General features: G+C 56.5%; 18 protein-coding genes. 8 read left to right on the top strand and 10 right to left on the bottom strand.

The window, feature by feature from the left end; translation table 11 throughout:
* Nucleotides 1-79: 79 nt before the first annotated feature.
* Both K1X75_04635 and carB read left to right on the top strand, forming a co-directional pair.
* Nucleotides 80-1,114 carry a M23 family metallopeptidase gene (locus K1X75_04635; protein ID MBX7057328.1) on the top strand — a complete coding sequence of 345 codons (1,035 nt, stop codon included), beginning with the start codon at nucleotides 80-82 and terminating at the stop codon, nucleotides 1,112-1,114.
* Nucleotides 1,115-1,200: 86 nt separating this feature from the next.
* A complete protein-coding gene (gene carB, locus K1X75_04630) occupies nucleotides 1,201-4,584 on the top strand; it encodes a carbamoyl-phosphate synthase large subunit (protein MBX7057327.1) in 3,384 nt (1,127 codons plus the stop codon).
* 50 nt (nucleotides 4,585-4,634) lie between these two features.
* Here the strand turns inward: carB and K1X75_04625 are convergent, their stop codons facing one another.
* From K1X75_04625 to sppA, 5 genes are all read right to left on the bottom strand, one after another.
* Nucleotides 4,635-5,219 carry a DUF3332 domain-containing protein gene (locus tag K1X75_04625; GenBank protein ID MBX7057326.1) on the bottom strand — a complete coding sequence of 195 codons (585 nt, stop codon included), beginning with the start codon at nucleotides 5,217-5,219 and terminating at the stop codon, nucleotides 4,635-4,637.
* A 62-nt stretch (nucleotides 5,220-5,281) separates the two neighbouring features.
* A complete protein-coding gene (locus tag K1X75_04620; GenBank protein MBX7057325.1) occupies nucleotides 5,282-5,950 on the bottom strand; it encodes a tetratricopeptide repeat protein in 669 nt (222 codons plus the stop codon).
* Nucleotides 5,941-6,675: a 5'/3'-nucleotidase SurE gene (gene surE, locus K1X75_04615; GenBank protein MBX7057324.1), complete on the bottom strand. Its 735-nt coding sequence runs from the start codon at nucleotides 6,673-6,675 to the stop codon at nucleotides 5,941-5,943. The genes K1X75_04620 and surE overlap by 10 nt, the downstream gene beginning before the upstream one ends.
* A 15-nt stretch (nucleotides 6,676-6,690) precedes the next feature.
* Entirely contained in the window at nucleotides 6,691-7,290 is a 600-nt protein-coding gene (locus K1X75_04610; GenBank protein ID MBX7057323.1) for a hypothetical protein, read from the bottom strand.
* A gap of 3 nt (nucleotides 7,291-7,293) precedes the next feature.
* On the bottom strand, nucleotides 7,294-8,274 hold the full coding sequence (gene sppA, locus K1X75_04605) for a signal peptide peptidase SppA (GenBank protein MBX7057322.1): 981 nt from the start codon (nucleotides 8,272-8,274) through the stop codon (nucleotides 7,294-7,296).
* 205 nt (nucleotides 8,275-8,479) lie between these two features.
* Between sppA and K1X75_04600 the strand changes: the two genes are divergently transcribed.
* From K1X75_04600 to K1X75_04590, 3 genes are all read left to right on the top strand, one after another.
* Nucleotides 8,480-9,001 (top strand): hypothetical protein, encoded by a 522-nt coding sequence (locus tag K1X75_04600; protein MBX7057321.1) that lies wholly within the window; start codon nucleotides 8,480-8,482, stop codon nucleotides 8,999-9,001.
* 6 nt (nucleotides 9,002-9,007) lie between these two features.
* Nucleotides 9,008-9,697, top strand: a complete 690-nt coding sequence (locus K1X75_04595; protein MBX7057320.1) for a YggS family pyridoxal phosphate-dependent enzyme — start codon at nucleotides 9,008-9,010, stop codon at nucleotides 9,695-9,697.
* Nucleotides 9,698-9,776: 79 nt separating this feature from the next.
* Nucleotides 9,777-12,239: a cyclic nucleotide-binding domain-containing protein gene (locus K1X75_04590; GenBank protein MBX7057319.1), complete on the top strand. Its 2,463-nt coding sequence runs from the start codon at nucleotides 9,777-9,779 to the stop codon at nucleotides 12,237-12,239.
* Here K1X75_04590 and K1X75_04585 read toward each other — a convergent pair.
* From K1X75_04585 to K1X75_04575, 3 genes are all read right to left on the bottom strand, one after another.
* A complete protein-coding gene (locus tag K1X75_04585) occupies nucleotides 12,236-13,066 on the bottom strand; it encodes a tetratricopeptide repeat protein (GenBank protein ID MBX7057318.1) in 831 nt (276 codons plus the stop codon). The genes K1X75_04590 and K1X75_04585 overlap by 4 nt on opposite strands.
* A gap of 66 nt (nucleotides 13,067-13,132) precedes the next feature.
* Entirely contained in the window at nucleotides 13,133-13,819 is a 687-nt protein-coding gene (locus K1X75_04580) for a hypothetical protein (protein MBX7057317.1), read from the bottom strand.
* Between the two features lie 46 nt (nucleotides 13,820-13,865).
* Nucleotides 13,866-14,123 carry a hypothetical protein gene (locus tag K1X75_04575; protein ID MBX7057316.1) on the bottom strand — a complete coding sequence of 86 codons (258 nt, stop codon included), beginning with the start codon at nucleotides 14,121-14,123 and terminating at the stop codon, nucleotides 13,866-13,868.
* A gap of 15 nt (nucleotides 14,124-14,138) precedes the next feature.
* Here K1X75_04575 and K1X75_04570 point away from each other — a divergent pair, with 15 nt between their 5' ends.
* Both K1X75_04570 and K1X75_04565 read left to right on the top strand, forming a co-directional pair.
* Entirely contained in the window at nucleotides 14,139-14,588 is a 450-nt protein-coding gene (locus K1X75_04570) for a hypothetical protein (protein MBX7057315.1), read from the top strand.
* Nucleotides 14,585-15,121: a hypothetical protein gene (locus K1X75_04565; GenBank protein MBX7057314.1), complete on the top strand. Its 537-nt coding sequence runs from the start codon at nucleotides 14,585-14,587 to the stop codon at nucleotides 15,119-15,121. Before K1X75_04570 ends, K1X75_04565 begins: the two co-directional genes overlap by 4 nt.
* Nucleotides 15,122-15,148: 27 nt before the next feature.
* Here the strand turns inward: K1X75_04565 and fliM are convergent, their stop codons facing one another.
* Nucleotides 15,149-16,174 (bottom strand): flagellar motor switch protein FliM, encoded by a 1,026-nt coding sequence (gene fliM / locus K1X75_04560; GenBank protein MBX7057313.1) that lies wholly within the window; start codon nucleotides 16,172-16,174, stop codon nucleotides 15,149-15,151.
* Nucleotides 16,175-16,200: 26 nt separating this feature from the next.
* On the bottom strand, nucleotides 16,201-17,256 hold the full coding sequence (locus K1X75_04555; GenBank protein MBX7057312.1) for a hypothetical protein: 1,056 nt from the start codon (nucleotides 17,254-17,256) through the stop codon (nucleotides 16,201-16,203).
* A gap of 104 nt (nucleotides 17,257-17,360) precedes the next feature.
* On the opposite strand from K1X75_04555, the gene sthA reads away from it, so the two are divergent.
* Nucleotides 17,361-18,764 (top strand): Si-specific NAD(P)(+) transhydrogenase, encoded by a 1,404-nt coding sequence (gene sthA, locus K1X75_04550; GenBank protein ID MBX7057311.1) that lies wholly within the window; start codon nucleotides 17,361-17,363, stop codon nucleotides 18,762-18,764.

Raw genomic sequence — 18,764 nt, 5'->3', positions numbered from 1 at the left:
CCCCCCGATCAGGCCGGCAAGGGTGATTGACGGCCTCTACGCAGGGCGCGTACTGTCTGCAACACGCAAGATGAGATCCATGGTCGAAAGCCTGCAGGAGTGGATGCAAGACCTGCGGCGTGCGCTGCGTCGCAAGGGCGAGGAACGCCTTACGGTCATGATCATTCCGCACGGGCAGGAGCGCATCTTCAGTCTGCAGCTGAACTGGTTCATGATCCTGTTTCTTGCCGGCACTGCCATTCTGGCGGTGACTCTGGCCTTCTACGGCATTTATCTGCGTACCGCTCAATCGCGCGAGATTCTCAGGTTGCGGGAGCTCTATGGCGCCAATTTCAGTCAAGCCCTGCATCTAAAAGAAACCGCGGTCGAAAACCGCAAGCTCCATCTGGAGCTGAGCGCTAACCTCGAACAGGCTGCGTTGAGTATTGGATTTCCGGATTCAGAGATCAATGAAATATCCGAGGACAGCAAGGCGGATCAGCTGGCGCGAGCCGAACTGGATCGAGATCGTAACCAGGACGATCATCTCAGTCCGCGCGCCGGATATCTGCCGCCAGTAGCGGCATTGAAGCAGCTGCGCTGGAGCATTCAATTGCGGCAAGCGCTAAGGGATTCTGTACGCGACGCGATAGATGGAGGCATCGGTCTCTACTCTGAGATGCCGCTGGGACGTCCTTTCAGGGACCTTGAGATCTTCAATGATACATCGCCCTTCGGTCTCCGCGAGGACCCGGTTACGCGCGGCAATCTAGAATTTCATCCCGGCTACGATATGGCCGGCGTCGAAGGAACCCCGGTCGCCGCAACGGGGCGCGGCGTCGTCTATCGTGTATTTCTCGATCCCGGCTACGGCCGAGCGATAGTCGTGCGACACGGTTCCGGCTTTTTTGCGATGTACGCGCACCTTTCGCGTAGCTACGTACAGGTAGGCGAAGCGGTCAGTCGCGGTCAGCAGATCGGCGCCCTTGGTCGCACGGGTCGCGCTACAGGTCCGCACCTCCACTATGAAATCTGGATTGGCGAGTCGGATCGCGTCGACCCCAAACCATTTCTCTGCTCGCTCGATTTTTCTACAGAGCGCTGTCGCGCGTTTCACCGAGCAGAACGCCTCTAGACCCGGGTTGTCGCCTGGACATTTGTGTGGACGGCTTCGACGCGACCGTCAACGTGGCCCGATTTCTTTGCTCAGCGAAATTGGCCATGCCCCGTCGTACCGATATCAAAAGCATACTGATCCCTGGAAGCGGACCGATAGTAATCGGCCAGGCCTGCGAGTTCGACTATAGCGGAACTCAGGCCTGCAAGGCCCTGCGCCGCGAAGGCTTTCGTACCATTTTGTTTAATTCCAATCCGGCGACTATCATGACCGATCCGGAGATGGCGGACGCCACGTACATCGAGCCGCTCACGCCCGAAACCTTAATTCGCGTGATCGAAAAGGAAAAGCCAGATGCAATCTTGCCAACCGTTGGCGGACAAACTGCGCTCAACCTGGTAATGGATCTCGAAAAGATGGGCTACCTGGAAAAGTCCGGGGTGAAGCTAATCGGCGCCAATGTGGCGGCAATACGGAAGGCGGAAAGTAGAGAGGAATTTAAGGAGGCAATGCTGCGCATTGGCATGCGCGTGCCTCAGTCGGCGCTCTGCAGCAGTATGGAAGAGGCTCTGCAATTCAAGGGCCGTCGCGGCTTACCCTTGATCATTCGACCCTCCTTCACGCTCGGCGGCGCCGGCGGCGGCATTGCATTCACCGACGACGATTTTGATACAATCGTCCAGAATGGTCTGAATCTCTCGCCGACAAACCAGATCCTGCTTGAGGAAAGCGTACTGGGCTGGAAGGAATTCGAACTGGAGGTCATGCGCGATCTGGCAGACAATGTAGTTATCATTTGTTCGATCGAAAATATTGATCCAATGGGCGTGCACACCGGCGATTCCATTACGGTGGCGCCGCAACAAACGCTTTCCGATCGCCAGTACCAGGAAATGCGCGATGCTGCGATCAAAATCATTCGAGAGATAGGCGTCGATACCGGCGGCTCGAATATTCAGTTCGGCGTAAACCCGAAGAACGGTGAAATGGTCGTGATCGAAATGAACCCTCGGGTTTCGCGTTCTTCCGCTCTCGCCAGCAAGGCCACCGGCTTTCCCATCGCCAAAATCGCAGCTTTGCTGGCCGTCGGTTACACGCTGGACGAAGTTCAGAATGACATCACACGCGTGACGCCAGCCAGTTTTGAACCAACGATTGACTATGTGGTGGTGAAAGCGCCCCGTTTTACCTTTGAGAAGTTTCCAGGGGCCAGTGATACTCTGGGTTCGATGATGAAGTCGGTTGGCGAGGCGATGAGTATCGGCCGGACCTTCAAGGAATCCTTTCAAAAAGCATTTCGTTCGCTGGAAACGGGGCGCTACGGTTTTGGCGCCGATGGCAGCCTGAGCGAAATGTTGCGTTTGTTAGACTTTGAACTACAGGGAGAACGTGAAGAAATCGAGTATCTGGAAGCAAGCCTGGCGCGGCCGACTCCGGAGCGGATTTATAGCGTGCGTCGCGCCCTGGAACTCGGCCTGGAAAAGCCGGAAAGCGGATTTGATGTCGCGCGAGTTTATGAGCTGAGCGGTATTGATCCATGGTTTTTGAATCAAATTCTCGATCTGTTGCGTCTGGAAATGGAATACGCAGCGGCCGGCGCCCCGCTGGATCGGGAATGGTTGGAGGCGCTGAAGCGAAACGGCTATTCCGATCGCCAGATTGGCTTTTTAAGGAATAGATCAGCGCTGCGCGGAGTACTTGGCAATGCCGCCTATCCGGAACACGAGCGTCGCTCGCGATCGCTGGAGCTGCTGTCCTCGGGCGAAGCGGCCGTTGCCTCCGCCCGAAGCGCCCTTGCGTTGGCGCCCGTATATAAGTCTGTTGATACTTGCGCCGGAGAATTTGAGGCAATCACCCCCTACCTTTATTCCACGTACGAAGACGAAGATGAATCGCGAGTGCGATCGGTAAAGAAGGTTGTGATTCTGGGCGGCGGCCCAAACCGAATTGGCCAGGGCATTGAATTTGATTACTGCTGCTGCCATGCGTCCTTTGCGCTGCAAAAGATGGGCGTGCAGTCGATCATGGTAAACTCCAATCCCGAAACAGTTTCAACCGACTATGATACATCGGACAAACTTTACTTCGAGCCGCTTTCCTTCGAAGATGTTCTGAACATTTGCCGCAAAGAGCAGCCGCACGGTGTTATTCTAAGTTTTGGGGGACAGACGCCGCTCAAGCTGGCCAGAAGGTTGGAAGCCGCTGGTATTCCGATTCTCGGAACGTCGCCGGATGCAATCGATCGCGCTGAGGATCGCGATCGCTTCAGCGCAATGCTGGAAAAGTTGCGCTTGCGTCAGCCGGAAAACGGCATGGCTTCCACGACCCAGGAGGCCGAGGAAGTTGTTCGTCGCATAGGTTATCCTTGCCTTGTGAGACCCAGCTACGTACTGGGCGGCAGAGCGATGGCTATTGTCTATGAGCGCGAACAATTGCTTTCTTTCGTTCGCGAGGCGCAAGAGGCTGCGCCGGAGCATCCGGTCTTGATTGACCGTTTTCTGGAGGATGCCATCGAAATCGATGTCGACGCGCTGAGCGACGGCCACGATGTTTTTGTCGCCGGCATAATGCAGCATATTGAGGAAGCAGGCGTGCATTCCGGCGACTCGGCCTGCGTGCTTCCGCCGGTCGGGCTGCCCGCAGCTATTATCGAAGAGATTCGGTCGGCAACTCGTTCTATTGCGCTGGAGCTCAATGTTGTAGGTTTGTTAAATATTCAGTTTGCGGTGCAAAGGGAGCAGCTCTACGTAATCGAAGTTAATCCTCGCGCCAGTCGGACCGCCCCATTCGTTAGCAAGGCCATTGGGCTGCCGTTGCCGGCCCTTGCCACTCGAGTCATGTTGGGCGAGTCGCTGGCACAATTGAAGCTGCCAGAAGATGGCGCCGATACCGGCTTTGTTGCTGTCAAAGAAGCCGTATTGCCGTTCATGCGCTTCCCGGGTGCGGACATCATTCTCGGGCCAGAGATGAAATCTACGGGCGAGGTAATGGGTATTGCCAGAGATCTTGGCGCAGCTTACCTCAAGGCGCAGTCTGGCGCCGGCGACCGCATACCGCAGAGCGGCGGCATATTCTTCAGCGTAAGCGACCGTGTCAAAGCGCAGCTGGTCGAGGAAGCAATTCAATTACAAAAGCTGGGGTATCAGCTATATGGAACGCGGGGGACCGCCGACTTTCTACGCGGGCACGGCGTGGAAATGACGGCTCTGCATAAAATGCGCGAAAATCTGAGCCCCAATGCGCTGGATCTGATCAAACGTGGAGAAATTCAGTTGATCATCAATATTCCGGACTCCCGGCGTACGCGCGATGACGCGTTTGCTATTCGTCAACAGGCGATACGCAGGCGACTGCTTTGCATCACCACAACGGCCGCAGTCCGGGCGCTGGTCCATGGTCTGCGCAGTACGCGAGGAATTGAAATGGAAGTCAATTCACTGCAGTCTATCCACGCCTTGCGCGATGGCGCCGTCGCTCCCATTGCCTGAAGCGATGACGCCGCGCAACCGGGGTCCGGGCAGTTTCCGGAATGGATAGATCAGCGCAGTCCGGCTTCCAGTCTGAACTGCGCATTCTGGAGCGCCTCCAGAGTTGAATTGTCGATACGACGCTGGCCCAGGTCTTCTCCGCCGGCATTCAGTTGCAACAAGGCGCCGCCAGCCTCGCGCATTATACTGGCGTTTGCAATTTCCAGACGTCCTCCTTGCTCCACGAACAGAGCGCCTGGCGCAGCGCGCAGTGCGACAAAGGCAAATACAGGCTGGCCCTCGCGACTGATCTGGATGTCCAGTCGCTCTCCATCCGGACTGCGGACCATTTCAATCCTTTCATTCTGATTCTCAATGACGACAGCCGATTGTTGCCCGTCGCTTCCCGCGCCGGCAATCGGATTGCTTCCGCTCCAGAATTCGACGAGGTTAAAAACGATCGCATCCAGGGCAAAGGCAATGAAGTAGATCGGGATCGAAATGATAAATATGATTGCTTTGACCCACTTGTTGTTGATTCCAGAAACAAATCGATCCCACCCCCGATTCAAAACAAAGCTTCCGTGGCAGGCGCCTCCAGCGCTCAAGCTGATGCCGGCCGCCAGCAGAGCGGCGGTTACTTTTCGAATTTTCATCTCTGACGCTCCTCATCCCGATTGGGCGCTCCAGCAAGCCCAGGGTGCGCTCAGATTTGCAATTAGCTTTTTGACGGCGGGCAATGCACGGCCTTGTAATGATCGAGTATCTCGCCGCTTTCCGGCGACCTCTGTAACGCTCGCTCCAACGCCTGGCGCGCCCGGCGGGCGTCGCCATTGCGGGTATAGTAAACTCCAAGGGAGTCAAGGTAGGCGGAATGATCTGGCTTGCGCGCGACAGCTTTGCTGAGGTGGGCAAAAGCCTCTTGCTGTTCTTGTGGCGATCCATGGATCGCAAGCAGGTAGCCGAGGGAATTCAGACTGTTCAAGTTGTCCGGATCCAGCTGCAGGATGCGCCGGTGCAGTTCGATCGAACGGACGTATTTGCGTTTCATCATTTCCACGTGAGCAAGCATTGATAACAGCCTGAGATCGGAGGGAAAGCGTTCCATACGCTGGCGCAGCAGCCGCTCTGCTTCAAGCGGCTCATCAGCATGGATCAGACTCAATATGCGCAAGGCATAGGCGGCCGCGATTTCCACGTAGTCGGGGAAGTTTTCGCACAACTCAGCAAGACGATCGGCGGCGATCTGAAAGTTGTTCAGGTGAAAGTAGCAGATTGCAAGTTCATGGAGTTCGACCGGACCGCCCCGGTTGTCTTTCAACCGCTGCTTCAGTCCCAGAATTCGATCAAGAATCTGGCGCTCTCTTTCCGCTTCATCTAGAACCATCGTTTCAACTCGCGAATGTGGGTAGTGTATGTGGACAGGGGGGTGATTGATATGCAGCCGTCGATTACGGCCTCAAAATCGGAACGATCCTCCCGGACGTGGCCGAATTCAGTGGTGCGCATTCGTAGTAGCGCTTCGCCATTCCCTTCCTCCAGGATCTCGTATTCATCTCTGTAGGTGCGACGTCCCTGATAGGTCCAGCGCTCTTCCGGAAAGCCTTCGGCGCCAGCTTGCTCATCTGGATAGTTGATATTGTAAACGATGCCAGCATGCAGCCGGTCCAGGTTACGCTGCAGCCAGCCGGCAAACCATTGCGCCGGTCGCTCTGCGCTGGCCTGTGGATTGTAGTCAGGAAAGCTGATGGCGATGGAGTGCAGGCTGTGCACCGCCCCCTGTCGTGCGGCCGCTACCGTTCCGCTATAGTGTACGTCGTCGCCGAGGTTCGGCCCATGGTTGATTCCCGAAACGACCAGATCGAAGCGGGGAAATCGGCCAGAATGCAGGCCAACATTGGCGCAATCGGCCGGATAGCCGCTCAATGTGAAGCGACGATGACCGACCTCCTTCAATTGCAGGCTTTCACGAATCGACAGAGCATGGGATGTGGCGCTGCGCTCGCGATCAGGCGTGATTGCCCACGTTTCTCCCAGGGCGGACAAGCGCTGTTGCAGGCAGCGCACACCCTCTGCATCTGGACCATCGTCATTGCAAAGCAGGATTCGCATAGCGCTGCGAGGCTCTCAAAGGAAAGACTGAGCAAGTCGCAGGGACACGAATGCAACGACTGCAGCCGGAAAACCAAGGGTAATAGCTAGCGATTGGAAATACAATCGAATGGCGGCTCGTGTATTAAGCTCATACAAATACTGCAGCCCGCGCAAAGTAATAAACAGACTCCAGACGAATACGCCTAGGTACATCGGGATTGTCAGAATCAGGGGCTGAGCCAGAAAGCGCGCAATGATGGCCACAGCAATTATAAAGGCATTGGGCAGCGCCGAACACATCAGAATGGCGGCCATTGACCAGATCCGTCCAGCGCGTTCGTGTTTGAGGCGCAGGACAAAAGCGTCGATCACTGAAGCAAAGAGGATCGCCCAGAGCACGGTAACAGCCGCGACGATAGCAGCAAAGACAAGGATAACCAGAGCAAAGTTACTATCGTAATAGTCGCGCATCAAATAGGCGCCGACGCCCTGGGCCAGAGCAGTGAGAGTAACAATTCCGATCAGCGGGCCGCGAAGCGACGATGCGCGTTCGATGGCAATTGGCAGCTCGCTGGGTCGCTGCAGGGCCAGATAGGCAAGATTGACCAGGTTGTATAGAAATCGGGCCGCCATGAATCAGCGCTCCAGGGCGCGCGTGGCGCCGCTGAGTTCAAGACTGAATCCCAAACCTCCCGGATACAAATACAGCATAGGCGATTGCAATGCGGATTGCATGGCCGCTGAGCCGTGGTCTACGCGCGAACCCCATGGCGAAGAGCTCCAGAATTCGTCCCAGAATTCGCGACGCGGCCGCAGCACCGGCAGCTCTTCGTCGCTTTTCAATGCTTCGCGAATCGCCTGTAGCGCGCGATCTTCGCCGCCCAGATCATCGATCATTTGCTCGGCGCGGGCTTGCGTTCCCGAGAAGATGCGACCCTCCGCCCAACTGCGAACGGTCGCCTGCGATTGGCGACGCCCTTCAGCCACATCGACAATAAATTGATCGTAGGCTTGATCAAGCGCGCGCTGGTGCATGGCGCGCTCCTCCTCGGTCATATTTCGAAAGGGATAACTGGAGTCCTTGAAACGACCGGCCTTGATGGTTTCAATCTGAATGCCGTAGCGATCCAGGAAGGGGCCGACATTGGGGTGGATGGCGATCACTCCAATCGAGCCGACCAGGGAACCGGCATAGGCATAGACCTTGTCAGCTGCGCTTGCCACGTAGTAGCCGCCGCTGGCGGCTACGTCGGTGATAATGGCAACCACCGGGCGCGATTTACGCAGTCGCATGATACGGTCGTAGATCTTTTTCGTCGCTCCAACCGAACCGCCAGGGCTGTTGATTGAGAGCAGCACGGCCCGAACGGCGGCATCCTTCTCCGCTGCATCCAGGCTGGCCACGATTTGGTCGGCCCCCCCCGGCCCGCCGCCATCGCCGATAACGCCTTTGATTTCAATGAAAGCAACACCGGCGCGCCCGGAGTTGATGAAGCTCTCCGCCGGCGATACAAAGGTCCGCGAACCGCGCCCCAGGCTAATATTCAGCAGGCTGAGAATCACTGCCAGCAGCGTAAAGGCCAGCGCCAGCGCGGTGAGCAATCGGGATCGGTCCATGGTACCTCGGAGTGGGACTCGCTTCTAATGATCGTCGGCCGTGAAGCAAGCCGGCAAGCGTTTTATGTCGCTTGACCAGGAAGATGGCCCGGGCATTTTTTTGCGAAATGATGCAGAAAAGTGCTCAACCCGCCGAAAATATACCTGAAAGGCCGCGGGGATTGTCAAAGCGGCCTGCGGAGACATAAGACCACCGGGTACGCCCATGCAAATCAACGGCAGATCCATTCTCAGCTCGGCAGAAGGTATTCTACGAGATCGCAAGCAGGAGCGCGGGCCCGAGGCATCCGTTTCGGGAATCGAAGCGGCCGGACCGCGGGAAAGCGGGCTAGATACCCTGCAGCAGGGCGTCCTTGAGTCCCGTCTGTTGCGTTTGCAGTCCAGTCTCGGTGACATCCAGCGCGACTATTCGCGTGAGCAGGCTCGCTTCAGCTATCTCAACTCCAATCCTGCTGAAATCAGCGCCGATCTCCGCTTTGGCGATCAACCGCTCTTCCCCGAGTTGGCCAGAGGCATCGATCCACAGACCTTGAGGCCTGAGGTCCAGGGGGCGATGGAGCGCCTGATTCGAGCTCTAAAAAGTGTCCAGGTTGAAATGGAGAACTTGAACGCCCTGAACTTCGGCGAGCCAGTGGCTGGCAGCCGTCCCAATGCTCAAGCCCTGGTCGATCGCGGCGGCTTGAAAGAATTGGACCCCGAACGAGTTGCCCGACTGACGCGACCCTGAGCTGACGTGGAAGATTGTGCGTTGCTGGATTCGCTGCGTGCGGAGCTGGAACGGATGGGCCGCAGCGACGTGCGAATCATCGGCGTCAGCAAGACGCACGGTCCGGAGAGAATTCGAGGCTGGCTCGAGTGCGGACTGGTCGATTTCGGCGAAAATCGCCAGAATGAGGCGCGGGACAAATTTCCGCTGGTGCAGGTCGCGGACCTGCCGCCCAATCGCCAGCCGATCTATCATCATATTGGTCCTCTACAAAGCAGCGCAGCGCGTCAGGTGGCCGGCCTTTTTCACTGGGCTCACGGCGTATCCTCCCTGCACTCCTTACAGTCGTTGCAGAAAGCGCTGGTTCACAAAGGCGGCTCGATGCAATTCTTGATTCAACTGGACCTTACCGGTGAAACCAGCAAAGCCGGAGGAATCGATGAGCCTGGCGCCAGGGAACTCTGCGCGCAAGCGGACAGCGAACGCCTGCGATTTCGCGGATTTATGACCATGGGCCCATCCAGCGGCGATCACGGGGCAACGCGCCGAGTTTTCCAAAGGGCGCGTAAAATACGCGATGAACTAGCGCCTGGCGGAGAACTCAGCATGGGCATGAGCGCCGATTGGAGAATCGGAGTGGAAGAAGGCGCAACAATGATCCGGGTTGGCAGCCTGTTGTTCGGAGTGCGCGCCGGCGGGGCCTGGAAGGCCCCGTGATTTTTCAGCAGACGGCGCCGATTTTTCTTGTCGGGCTCGACGCTTGATGACCTTCTGATCGGGCGTTTTTTCAGCCGGCATGAGTCTCGACCCAACGAAGCCTTTACAACAGGCGAAAATTCCAGCGGGCTCGCCGGTACTGCGCGCCGGTTCCCAGATGCAAAGCCTGGTGCTCGTGCATCAGGGCGAGGTCGCGGCAATCAATCGCCTCGATCGGACCGGGAAACGTCGTCTCTACACGCTTGGGGCGAATTCCTTCCCTGGCTTTGCACAATTGCTGAATGGCCAGCCCCTTCCCTGTCACTATGTTGCTTCAAAGGATTGTGTAGTTAGTTCTTTTCCGGCGCGCGGCGCCTACCAGTCGTTGATTCTCAGCAAGCTCAACGTCGGGGTCATGGCCGCGCGCTCGCTGCTGCAGGAGGCAATGCAGAGTCAGCAGGCTGTCCGCGGTCTTTCCGCGTATCTGGCGCAGCTGCTGAAGATTTCAGACAACCTTTCCCTGGCATACTACCGCTGCAATCCGCAACCCTTTGATCCCGGCCAGACTCAAGGCGGGGAAGTCATCGATGCAACCGTTACGCAAGCCAGAATTACAGTTTCAGACTTTCTGCAAAACGGCGGACAGTTTCCGCAGGCAATCAATCTGATCTGGTTGCAGAGCGACAACTCCGGTCTGTTGAAGAAGAGCTACGAATTTGATTCTGAATTTGATATGGACGAATTCAATTTTGTCCGGCGACTACTGGGGCTCGCGCCAAACATTCAGGGCGCCATGTTTCAGGCTGATATTAAGATCCTTGAAGGTTTGAGCCGCAAGCTGGCGACGATGACGCAGGCCAGCATTCAGGAATTATATCAGCTGCACGATTCCGTAGATCTTGGTCTGGAAAGCCTGCTGGAAGGAGACTACGCCTTCGTCGAGAAGTTCTTCTTGCTGTCCGATCTGCTCGATTCCGGATGGAACAATGTTTCACTGCCGGAATTTACGGCCATCTGTAGATTTCTGGTTAGCAGCGCAGACACCCTGTTGCGCGGCTATCAGCAAAACTTTGGAATCGTATTTGAAGGGACTTCGCCCTCGCTGGAAAAGCTGCGCGCATTTCTCGATCAACACCAGGACGAATTGACCGCCTCGCAGGAAAAGCCTGTTACCGAAATCAAAGCGGGCGTCGACATGCAGGCCGTGAAAAGTGAGCTGGCCGGCTCGGTCGGTAAGATCATGAGTTTCTTGAAGATCGGCGCCGACGATCAGAAGAACTTGATCGCTCAGCTAAAGGCTTTCAAGAAGCAGCAAAACCCCATGGATTCCGGCGGCGATGCGCGTAAGATTCGACGGCAAATCAGTCAGTCCTACTGGAAGGTGTACGAGGCCGGATACTATAAGTTTCGTGAATCGCACGGCAATGTGCCGATGCCCGTAAAGCTGATGTTGAACTATGGCTTCTTCGACGAGGAGCTGTTGGACGACGATCACCTCGCCTATATATTCAGCGCCGAAGACAATAGCGCCGCTCGCCACCGGATTTACAATTCGCTGGACTGGCTGGACCGGGTTTCCAGGGCCGAAGAACCGCCTTCCGTCGACGAGATGGGCCTCACCTACTTTGAAAAGATGAAAACGGAGTTTAAGGATCGCGGTTGGAAGAAAGACAGCGATATGACTGCGGATGTAAACACCGCAGAGCGCCGCGTACACTACGAAATCCAAAGCTTTTTGGAAGTCAACGTGCGACTGACTACCGGCTCGCCGACCACGGCCTTTCCCTTGCTCACACGCTATCAGGTCACGATGGCGCTGGATAAGGCGCAGGTTACCTACGAGCGCCTCAGTCAGGAAATCGACAATTTGCTGGCCGTGGACTTTTCGGCTTTCCACCGAGAAGTTCTACTGAATGACGAATCTCGCGATATCCTCAAGGAATTCATCCAGACTCAGGTCATTCCGAATTTCATTATCGTTCCTTCCATTGGAACCAAGGTGATGATGTGGCAGGACGTTTCCGGGAGAAGCAAGAGCTCGCCCGGCCGAATTGCCGTTCCCGTTTTCGCTACGGCGGACCTTTTTACTCTTTTGATGGAGGCGGTAGCCGCCTTCCGCTGGGAATTAACCAAGACCATCATGGGCCCGGACTGGAACAACGTTTCTCAGCCTTCCATCACCGCCGACTACACCGACTACGTTCAATTCTATAAGAAGAACAGAGAGCTGAGCCCGGAATTGAAGGAAAAGCTGGCGGTAGAATTCAAACGTTTCCGCAGCGACCGCGATCGATTTGTCAATGACTATATCAACTGGATCAAGTTCGAGTCACAGGGCGTTATGAAGTTGAACAAAGTGGTGCGTGCGATCCTCTACCGGCACATCCCTTTTGCCAAGAGTATTCGTGACAACGTTGCCAACCAACCGGCCTTTTCCGATATCCACAATCGATTCAAGAATATTCGGACGCGCAAATTGCGCGAGCTGGAAGTCCGCTACCGGAAGTTTGGCGAATCCATGCCCAAAGAACTGCAAGAAAATCTCGATTTTTATAAGGTCTAAATGTCGCCGGCCTGACCGCCGTCCAGAATCTGCAATCGCTGGATTCGACGCCCGAGCTCCAGCCGCCAGCGCCCGCCGCTGGGGAGAATTTCCAGGGCCCGTCTGTATTTCTGCAGCGCGGCATCCCGTAAGCCGAGGAGTTCCAGGGCGCGGCCATGGTTTGCCAGCAGCAAGGGGTCCGTTGCTTCCAGTCTTGCAGCGCGTTCAAATTCTTGCAGCGCAGCCCGCAACAGTTCTGCCCGCCGCGGATCGGATGGCTGCTGAATTCTTTCCGCTCGATTGAGTTGTACTACCGCCAGATTGTGACGAGCGTGTATGTGACGGGGCGCCAGGTTGAGAGCCTGCCGGTAGTTGGCGACGGCGAGTTCGAGCTGCTCGCTGTCGCGGTAGAGGTTGCCAAGATTGTAGTAAGGTTGAACCAGCCGCGGGTTGCAGCGAATTGCCTTCTGCAACAACGGCAGCGCTCGAGCGTCCTGGTTTGCATCGCGCCGAAGGTTGGCGAGATTGTTGAGTGCTGACACATGGCAGGGCGAGAGTCGCAGCGCGGCTTCGTAGCTTGCCGCGCTATCCGGCCGACGATTCATCTTCTGATAGATATAGCCGATGCGAAAGTGAATCTCCGGATTAGAGGAATCCAGCTGGCGCGCCTGGGCCAGGGTAGCCAGGGCGCGCAGGTCATCCTCGCCGGCTGCTCGCACCAGCAGCTGACGCGCTTCGGCCGATCGCGCCGCATTCTGTCGTGCGCTTGAGGCGCGGGCGCCTAACGCTGAAGGAAGCGACAAAAAAAGACAGAGCAGAAAGCAGATCAGATCCGAGAACTTCGGCATATTCTACTTATCGACGGCTGAGCGCCGTCCATAAGCTGCGATTGCGGGGCCGCTGCGGCGACGATCTCAAAAATCTTCGACAAAGTAAGGCTTGGTGTATTCGCGAACAATTTCTATGATGAATCGACCCCAGCTCTTTGGCTCCCGAATATCAATATGGACCTGTTTGATTTTGGGAAAATAGGCCTGTGGCTTCTGTGTACTATGCGTGAGTTCAATGGCCCGTATGTAGTAGTCAACGCGGCGTGCGCGAACAAAGTTGATCTTCTCAACCTCCAGCCGCTCCGGCGGTATATAGCCAATGATCAACAGTTTGGGAAACAGCGCCTTTTTTAGTAGATTCAGGAAGTCGCTAAAAGAGTCCACGCGGTCAATGAAGCCTTCGTAGGCGCCGCCGCCGATATTCATGATTTGAGTTACGATGTCCATGGAAAGAGCAATGCCCTCAGGGCTGGACATGTCCGATATGATGACAATTCCTTCGTCGGGCTGGAAACTCTTGAATACGTGATCGCCCACAAAATGGCGTCGTAACAGCTTGGCCTTGCTGATATCGATTTCCCCGCTTTTTTGAATGATGACGCCCTGCCCGGGAACGGTGATGGGCTCGCGGGAGAGGATGTAGCGTTTTTTCAGGGCCGACTGGTTCATAATCCGGAAGGCTTTGATCTTTTCTTCCAGCTCGTCCAGCGTGCACATGCCGATGCGCAGCGGGTTCTCTTTTCGCTGTTCCTCCCTGGTCGGCTGCTCCATTCGAACTACGATCTCCCTTTGTCCTGGTTCGTCTTCTGTCAGCGCGCTAGTTGCGCAAGAACCAGAGCGCTGTCAAAACGGCATTCCATAGCGCCAGTAGCGCCGCAACAAACAACAATCGTCGAATGTGGTTGACCAGCGTCGCAATCCTGCGCTCCATGCGAACCTGGTCGCGCTGTAGCTCTTTGAGGCCCGGACGCTCCTGTGCATCGGCCCAGCGGTCCAGAAGTGTCGGGACCAGGTCGGTGATCAAGGGCGCCAGTGCGCTCCACACATCGGCAGCGTTCCCCTGCTTGCGCGCCATAGACGCAGAGAATCCATGCGGGAGTTTGCAAAGAAAGTACAATTCCTGGTCAGGGCGCTGGCCGCCGGGATTATTTTTTGCTCCGGGGCCTGCTACTCGGTTGAGTTCTTCCCGTCGCCAGACTATCCCAACCTGCGTCGAAGCGACGTCGGCGAAGTCGAAATAAGGCGCAGCAGGCCGGAGCGCAGCTTCCAGAGCCTTGGGCGACTGGTAGTACGGGATGCGAGTGCGGATTTACAGGACCCTTCCTTTGTTGCTTTTCTCCAATCGGAGGCGCGCAGCCGCGGCGCCGCGGGCATCTGGGTCCAGTCAACGGCGCTGGATCGATCACAGTCCATGAGAACTGGAACCCGCCAACGGGATGGGCATCTGGAGGAGACCGGGCAACTGGAGCTGGCGCGCAATCAGCTGAATATCTTGCTCTATAACTATGCCGGCGAAGTCGAGGTCGGGAACAGCCGATGAAACGGACTGCGCCAGGAGAGCTTCGGACGAGGCCAGGCATCCTGGTCGACCGCGCCGGTCGCTGGCGTTTTCAGGGCGCCGAAATTGACAATGTAGAGGTATTGCGATATTTCAAGGCGCAACTACGGCGCGATGCACAGGGCTACTGGATCGACAATCGATTTGGAGAGCTAAGGGAGCGCGGCGACCTGGACGCAGTAGAGGCCTATCCGCTACACGCCATCGTTTGCCATCCGCTGATCGAAAACGGCCAACTGCAGCTTATGCTGCGTCTGGATAGCGGCGAGGAACTTCAGGTTCCTGCGGCAAACGCGGCGATGACTGCCGAGGATTGTATTGTAGTTGAGATCCCGCAGCGTGGCTTTGCGGTGCGTCTCTCTGGAATGGCCATGGCCTCGCTTGTAGAAAATCTCTATCTTGATGAGCACGGCGCCTATTACCTGGTTGCGCCTGGCGCTGCCATCAAGCTGCCGCTGGCAGTGCGCGCCGATTCCGAATTTCTGCAGCCGGCCGCGCCGCCAGGCAAGAGCTGAGCGAAGCCCCCGGCGCAGGGCTCCGCATCAGTCTTCTTCGTCCGATTTGGTTGATCCCAGCAACTCGTCTGGAATGTCTTCCAGCGTCTCGCCGATCTGGATACAAAGACGGCTGCCAATCTTGCCAGGACGACAGCTGAATTTGCGACGGTCCCCAACCTTCACGACCATATCGGATTTTATGTGGGTGGCCGAAAGTTTGACCACATCGCCGACATTGAGGCTTACAATATCCTGCAGAGGAAGCTCCACGTCGCCAACTTCGCAGCGCAGGGGAATCATCACCTGATCCAGGCGATCCTGAATGATATCGCGGTTCTGATCTTCGTCGCCGCGCCGAATCTGGGCGTACCAGTACTGTGCGGACAACTTAGAAATAATAGGTTCAATTGTAATATAGGGAATACAAAGGTTCGTCATTCCTTCCACATCGCCCACTTTAGTTTCCAGGGTAATCAACACCACCATGTCATTGGGCGGAACGATTTGCGCAAACTGTGGATTGGTCTCGATGTTGCCCAGTCGCGGCCGCAGGTCGATCACGGTGGACCATGCTTCCCGGAGGTTGCCAAGAATCCGGACGATGATGCCTTCCATAACTGACATCTCGATATCTGAGAGTTCTCGAGTGATCTTGGTTGGTTCGCCGGGACCGCCAAATAGTCGGTCGATGATCGTAAAGGTAATGCTCGGATCAATTTCCAGTACAGCAGAACCGCGCAGCGGATCCATGTTGATCACGGCCAGAGTTGTTGGATTCGGGATGGAGCGAATAAATTCCTCGTAGGTCAGCTGGTCCACTGAGCCAACGTGGACGCTGACAAGGGCGCGAAGCTGAGCGGAGAGCGCCGTTGTGGTCAAACGGGCGAAAGTTTCATGCATCATCTGCAGCGTACGAATCTGGTCTTTAGAGAACTTGTCCGGACGCCTGAAATCGTAGATCTTGACCTTTTTCTGTTCGCCGACGGAGCTGTAGTCTTCGGGGTCGACCTCGCCCGACGAAATTGCAGTCAGCAGCGCGTCGATTTCGTCCTGCGATAGAATTTCGGTCATTGCAACGTCTCCTCAGACTCAGGATCTCAGCGAATCAATCGCGCTTCTACTTGCACTATCTTCCAGAATCCAGCCTCGCCGCCGCGCGCCCGTTCCAGGGTGTAGGTATATTCATACTGCGCAGAGTAGCCTTCCGCCTCGCGGAGAGCGGAGGCGCGAACAAACATTCGGCCATCCATCATGGTTGCGCCGTCTTCATCTCTCTCCGGTTCTGCAGAGAGAATTCGAAAACGCCGCAAGCGGTCCGCTGGATCGCCGCAAAGATAGGCGGCAAATTCCTCAAGTATGCTGGGGCGTTCCGCTTCCTGGGCGCGAGCGAAGCGCGACGAAAAGCGATCATAGCTGGTAATGTAACGACTCAGCTCCACATATTTCAAGTAATTCTCCCAGTTGCGCTGCATCTCAGCGGAGAGAAACAGATAGACCGTCTCCTCGGCGCTAAGGCCCATCTGCTGGGCGCTTCCGTCCGGCGCCTGAAAGCGTCCGGGGGCGGCGCCATGGGCCGCGCTCTGAGCCGATCGAATGCGGAGACTGAGGGTAACGCTGCTACGCACAACAAACTCGTTGCGCGCATCGGGGTAAAAGTAGCCAATCAGGCGATACTCTCCGCCGGGGGACAGGCGAAAGAAATCATTGAGATAGAGCATTCGTTCTAGCGTTTCGCCTGGCTGCAATATGACTTCACGAACCGGCGAGCCGTAAAGGTCTTCGATGCGTTGATTGCCGTGTTCGCGTCTGGCATAGCTGGCGGCATTGAATTCGAGCGGAAGCTCCCGTCCCTGGCGGTCCGTAACCATCAGCTGCCAGGTGCGATTGGGTCCATCCTGGGGATAGATGCGCAGGGCGCGGACTCCCGTGTTGCTGACGCGAAAGCGCACCGCGATGTCGTCGCCGCCTCGAAACAGGCTGCGCTCCAGAGCCAGCTCGGCCCGCGCGTAGCGCGACCAATAGTCCACGGTCTCGTCTCCGCGGGCATCGCGCTCTGGAAGATCCAGATTGCGGGCGTAGCCGGGCGCGCCAATGGCCAGCGCCAGCAAGAGCGTCAGGCGTCTTCCGTATGCAACGAGGGCTGGAGACAGCATATCGTTTCAGTTATCGGCAGATTGCAGCGCAGAGCCGCCCGAATTCCCGCCGGATAAAAAAAAGCATGGCGTTCGCTCCCGTTTCTTCCTGAGCTTGCCGCCGGATGGAAGGCTCGGCGGCGACAGAGTACGATGTGGTAGTCATAGGCAGCGGGCCAGCGGGCGAAGGCGCTGCCATGCAGTGCGCCAAGGCCGGACGAAGAACGGCGATGGTGGAGCGATTGCCCCAGGTCGGGGGGGCCTGCACTCACAGCGGGACGATACCCAGCAAAGCCCTGCGTCAGTCCGTGCAGGATTTGATCAGCTTCAAACGGAATCCGCTGTTTCGCAGCGCTCTGGATAATTTGCACACTCCGTTGCCCGAGTTGCTGCGCAGCGCCGCCGCGGTTATTCAATCCCAGGTGCGTATGCGCCAGGATTTCTACGAAAGAAACCACGTGGATATTATCGCCGGTCAGGCGCGCTTTGCAGAAGCCGGGGTCCTGTCGGTGGTCACAGCCGCGGGCGAACGGCTGCTTCATGCACGGAATTTTTTCGTTGCGACCGGTTCGAGGCCGTACCGACCGGCAGACATCGATTTCAGTCATCCCAGAATTTGCGATAGCGATTCCATTCTCAATTTGAGCGAAACTCCGCAAAGCCTCACAGTCTACGGGGCGGGAGTCATTGGCTGTGAATACGCTTCGATATTTCGCGGCCTTGGCGTGAAGTTGAATTTGATCAATATGCGTGAGAAGCTGCTGGCTTTTCTGGACGACGAAATTGTAGACGCCCTCGCCTATCATCTCCGGGAACAAGGCGTGCTGATTCGACACAATGAGGAATACGAGCGCGTCGAGGGCCGTGACGACGGCGTCATACTGCATTTGAAATCGGGAAAAAAGCTCAAATCCGACTACCTGCTGTGGGCCAACGGACGAACCGGAAACTCCGATGGCCTTGGTCTGGAGGAGCTTGGCATTGCGCCCGATCGACGGGGGAACATTCCCGTAAATGAGTTTTATCAATCGAGCTGCAGCCACATCTACGCAATCGGCGACGTGGCCGGTCCGCCGGCGTTGGCCAGCGCATCCTATGACCAAGGACGCTATGCCGCTGCACATCTTTGCCAGGGAAGGGCGGCGGCTCTGAAGTTGCACGAGGCCCCGGCCGGCATCTACACCAATCCTGAAATCAGCTGCATTGGCAAGACAGAGCGCGAGCTGACCCTTGCCGGAGCGCCCTACGAAGTGGGTCACGCATTCTTTCGCAGCCTGGCCAGAGCGCAAATTGCCGGAACCACGGCAGGCATGCTGAAGCTGCTTTTTCATCGGGAAAGCGGCGAAATTCTGGGTATCCATTGCTTTGGCTACCAGGCCGCAGAAATCATTCATATTGGCCAGGCGATCATGAGCCAGGCCGCACCGGTCAATGACGTGCATTACTTTGTTAATACAACATTCAACTATCCGACAATGGCCGAAGCCTATCGGGTTGCGGCGCTGAATGGTTTGAACCGTCTCTTCTAG

Source organism: Leptospirales bacterium (genome assembly GCA_019694655.1).
Classification (GTDB): Bacteria; Spirochaetota; Leptospiria; order Leptospirales; family Leptonemataceae; genus SSF53.
This window is presented reverse-complemented; position numbering and strand designations above follow the sequence as displayed.